The 3,886-nt window shown below is 59.3% G+C and carries 4 protein-coding genes; all 4 read right to left on the bottom strand.

What is annotated here, in order from left to right; all coding sequences use genetic code 11:
• Positions 1-588 (bottom strand): hypothetical protein (locus GX414_02600; GenBank protein ID NLI45980.1); only part of this gene is annotated, 588 nt, incomplete at its 3' end.
• A 428-nt stretch (positions 589-1,016) separates the two neighbouring features.
• A complete protein-coding gene (locus GX414_02595) occupies positions 1,017-1,430 on the bottom strand; it encodes a type II toxin-antitoxin system HicB family antitoxin (GenBank protein ID NLI45979.1) in 414 nt (137 codons plus the stop codon).
• A 110-nt stretch (positions 1,431-1,540) separates the two neighbouring features.
• Positions 1,541-1,735, bottom strand: coding sequence for a type II toxin-antitoxin system HicA family toxin (locus GX414_02590; GenBank protein NLI45978.1), 195 nt, complete (start codon positions 1,733-1,735; stop codon positions 1,541-1,543).
• A gap of 519 nt (positions 1,736-2,254) precedes the next feature.
• A complete protein-coding gene (locus tag GX414_02585) occupies positions 2,255-3,304 on the bottom strand; it encodes a cytochrome C biogenesis protein CycH (protein ID NLI45977.1) in 1,050 nt (349 codons plus the stop codon).
• Between the last annotated feature and the right edge of the window lie 582 nt (positions 3,305-3,886).

Genomic DNA, 3,886 nt, shown 5'->3' with positions numbered 1-3,886 from the left:
CGGTGGGGCGGGGGCGCTGCCATCAGCCGGTGCGGCCGGTGGCGGGGCCGAAGTGGCCGCCTGCGGCGCCGCCGCCGCGCCGATGGCGCCCTCGCCCACGGCGCTGGCGACGTACTTGCGGTCCTCCTCGCTCACGGCGATGGGGGCGCGGGTGGCGCCCCGCAGCGCCATGAGCACGCCGCGGTAGTTGTCCTTGTGCGCCTGGATGAGCACACCGCCGTTGCGCCCCTGGGCGTCGGTGTACTCGATGCCGATGAAGTGGAGCCGCGTCTTGTGGAACAGCCCGAACAGGATGAGCGGCGCCACCAGGATCCCCAGTGCGATCATGGTGCCCACCCGCCGGTGCGCCTCCTGGCCGTAGCTGAGCTGCGTCACTTGCGCCGGGTCGATGGTGAGCGACTGGCCGTCCTTGAGCCGCAGCCGGATGTAGCCCGGCTCGATGGTGAGAACGTTGTCCCAGTCCTTGGCGTCCACCTGCGTCTGCAGCGTGCCGCCGTTATACCGGATCTGGTCGAACGTGCTCCCCTGGACGAAGCCCACGAGCGCGACGACGAGCAGCGCCGCAACGCCCTGCCTGAACGTGTTCATGGCACCCCCTGTCGATTCAAGTCAAAGTCGATTCAAGCCAAATTTGAATGGCATTTATTGTACCGCTTCCGCCGCCCCCTCCGCAACCCTACCCACCGATGCGACGCACATCGCACCGCTGCAGGTTGCGCCGCAACCGGCCTCCCCCGCCGGCTCGCCGGCTCGCCCATCAACTATCAACCCTCTGTGAACCTGTGAACTTGAGAACCTTTGAACTTGCGAACATTTCAGCCTTCAAACCTTCAAACGACTCGATTACGATCACGATTACGATCACGATTACGAATTACGAGCACGAACCATCAACTATCAACGATCAACAATCAACCTCCCCTGTGCCCTCTGCGTCCTCCGCGGTGAATCCCCCTGCGATTACGCCGTTTCACGAAAAAGCGGAATGCGTCGTCTCCATTGGGTCTGGAGGAAAATCAGACGGCTTCCAACATTTCCAAGAAAGTATCGGCGGACGGCATCCGTTTCCCGCGCTCGTACCGGCACACCGTTTCCCGGTTGATCCCGAACTTTTTGGCAAACTCCTCCTGATTCATCCCGGCACGCGCCCGAACCAGATGGATGGTGGCGGCCACCCGCAGACGTTTCTCCGCGGGAATGGGGACGACGATCTCCCCCGCCTCGCCTTTATATCCGGAATCCACCAGCACGCCGTTGTAGCCGTTCTCCAGGGCCGCCTCCATGACTCCCTCGATGGCCTCTTTCATGTTGGCCAGCGCATCCTCGAAGGTCCGTCCATAGGAGATCGCGCCCTTCACGTTGGGCGAATATCCTTCGTACGTTCCATCCTTGTCCTTTGTGAAAACAGCCAAAGGCGTAAAGATGTACATGGCGTGTCCTCCTGGGTCCTGAGACCGAAAAAATGGTCGGTCGACCGAAAGTGTCTGAAATATCAAAAATTCAAGACGTAATCTGAGTGAGACGAGTGGACGACAGGATTCTATGGTTCCTTATCAAAATCCACGTCAGCTTGCTGCAAGATCTGTTTCAGTGTTCCGGGTGGAAGATCGTCGTGACCGTGCACCGGAACGGAGACCAGCTTCCCATCCTTCTTCAGAATATGGTGTGATCCTTTGATTCGATCCTCTTTCCATCCCGCCTTCTTGAGCAACTTGATCAGCTCTTTGCCCGACATACCGTCCCTCGGCTCAAAGATCTGTGACTATTCCGTCACACCCCCATTCTAGTGACGCATTAGTCACACGTCAATAGAATAGATGCCCGCATTGCTAAAATAGTTGCCTTTCCCGAAGCCACATAGTTGCCTATCCCGAGACCAAATAGTTAACTTTCCCGAAACCACACGGCATCCATCCTTCTCAGGCGATGCCGAAAATAGCCGACCCGTCCACGCTCCCACCCGTCCTCCCTCGTCATTCCATGGACAAAAAAATGCCTTGGCGGCTTTGCGCCTTCGCGAGCGTTAATCCTCTCTACGCCCTCTGCGACTCTGCAGTGAGATGGACAGCGGGTCTCGCGGATCGGTGTTCGGGATTCGGGTCTCGGGGTTCGCTCCCAACCATCAACCATCAACTATCAACCATCAACATTCTCTGTGCCCTCTGCGTCCTCCGCGGTGAATCTCCCCCGCCGTTACGCCGTCTTGCGGGCTCGATCCCTCGGGCGAGACGCATGGACAACGCCCCTCCCGGTTTCATCCTTGATCGTTCTGCAGCAGGCGGGTGGTCAGGCGAACGATCATGTCCTTTTCAGCAGGACGGCTTTCGGCGATCATCAGGGTCAGGGCGACCAAAGCGGCATCTGAGATTCGACGATCCTCCTCGGCGCCGAAGAGCGCGCCGTTCTTTTCGAGAAACCACAGGAACAAAGCCGCGCCGATGCGTTTGTTGCCGTCCACAAAGGCGTGGTTCTTCACGATGAAATACAGGAGATGGGCGGCCTTTTCCTCCAGGCTGGGATAAGCGTCCCGTCCATCGACGGTCTGGGCCACCGCCGCCAGCGCGCTGCGCAAGCCCGGCCCGCTTTCCCGGCCGAACAGTTCGCCGGCCTGAAAGTGCACGCGCAACCGGTCGACGATGCGCCTACTTTCAGCATGGCTCAGCGAGCGGACGAGGGGCCGGCCTGTTCCCAGCGCCGGCATGCGCTGCCGGTCGTAGTCGTCCAGAAGATCCAGCGCCAGGCCGTAGTGTGTCACCACTCGAAGCAGGGCCGCGGCTTCATCCCCGCTGAGCTGGCGCTGGTCCATCACCCGCGCGACGAGACGCACCGTCCGCTGCAGCTCGTCAAGGCGCCGCTCGTTCACCGTGTAGCCGGACAGCACATGCTCCCGCAGCACGTCGGTGGCCCAGATCCGGAACTGGGTGCCGCGCTTGGAATTGACCCGGTATCCCACCGAGAGGATAGCGTCCAGATTGAAGTGCTCCACTTGGTAGGTCTTCCCGTCAGCGGCAGTTGTTGCAAAAAGTGCAACAACTGAATCGCGCTCCAACTCGCCGGTTTTGAAGACATTATTCAGATGTCTGGAGATGACGGACTTGTCGCGCTCGAACAGGCCGGCGATCTGGTTCAGATTCAGCCAGAGAGTCTCCCGTTCCAGCCGCACGTCGAGGGCGATGGTGCCGTCGGCGGCCCGGTAGAGTGCCACGCCCCCGCCGGGCGCGTCAAAGGCGGACGCCGGCTCCCGAACCGTCGTCCGGCGGCTCCGGTTCGTGGCCTTCCAACCTGTCTTATTTCCAGTTCCCATGGGGCTTTACTCCGGATCAGCAACGCCTCGAACGCCCGGCGGGCAATGCCGTCGACGACTCGTCTCCATCCGCCCCGTGAAGTCTGACTCTGGATGGAAAGATACCACAGGCCACACGTGAAATCCATGCATCGCCCGCAAACGCCCGTCGCTCCCGACGAATCATCCAGTCGATCGGCAAACCGGGAAGTTGCGATTCGGCGATCCGCTCTCATTAGCCATCAACTGTCTCGGCTGTCGGACATCGGACTTCGGAAATCGGACATCGGACTTCGGATATCGGATCTCGTGCTCGTAATCGTCATCGTAATCGTAATTCGTAATTCGTAATTCGTAATCGTGATCGTAATCGTGATCGTAATCGAGCCGTTTGAAGGTTTGAAGGTTGGAACGTTGGAATGTTTGCAGGTTCTCAGGTTCCAGGTTCGCAAATTCGCAATCAGTTGATGTGATGAGAAGAGCGCTCCTTTTAGCGCCACCGAGACACGAGATATAATCTCGTGGGTGATTGCTCCCGGGGTCGCGGCGCCAAAAGGAGCGCACACAATGACAACACCATTGTACCTCGGAGTCGATTTTCAT

Source organism: Acidobacteriota bacterium (genome assembly GCA_012517875.1).
In the GTDB taxonomy this organism is placed as follows: Bacteria; Acidobacteriota; JAAYUB01; order JAAYUB01; family JAAYUB01; genus JAAYUB01.
Note: the sequence above shows the minus strand (reverse complement) of the source record. Positions and strands in the feature narration are given on the sequence as shown.

Bases quoted from the DNA above. Each gene is read 5' to 3' on its own strand.
- GX414_02595 (NLI45979.1), bottom strand. From the start codon at position 1,430: ATGTACATCTTTACGCCTTTGGCTGTTTTCACAAAGGACAAGGATGGA.
- GX414_02590 (NLI45978.1), bottom strand. From the start codon at position 1,735: ATGTCGGGCAAAGAGCTGATCAAGTTGCTCAAGAAGGCGGGATGGAAA.
- GX414_02585 (NLI45977.1), bottom strand. From the start codon at position 3,304: ATGGGAACTGGAAATAAGACAGGTTGGAAGGCCACGAACCGGAGCCGC.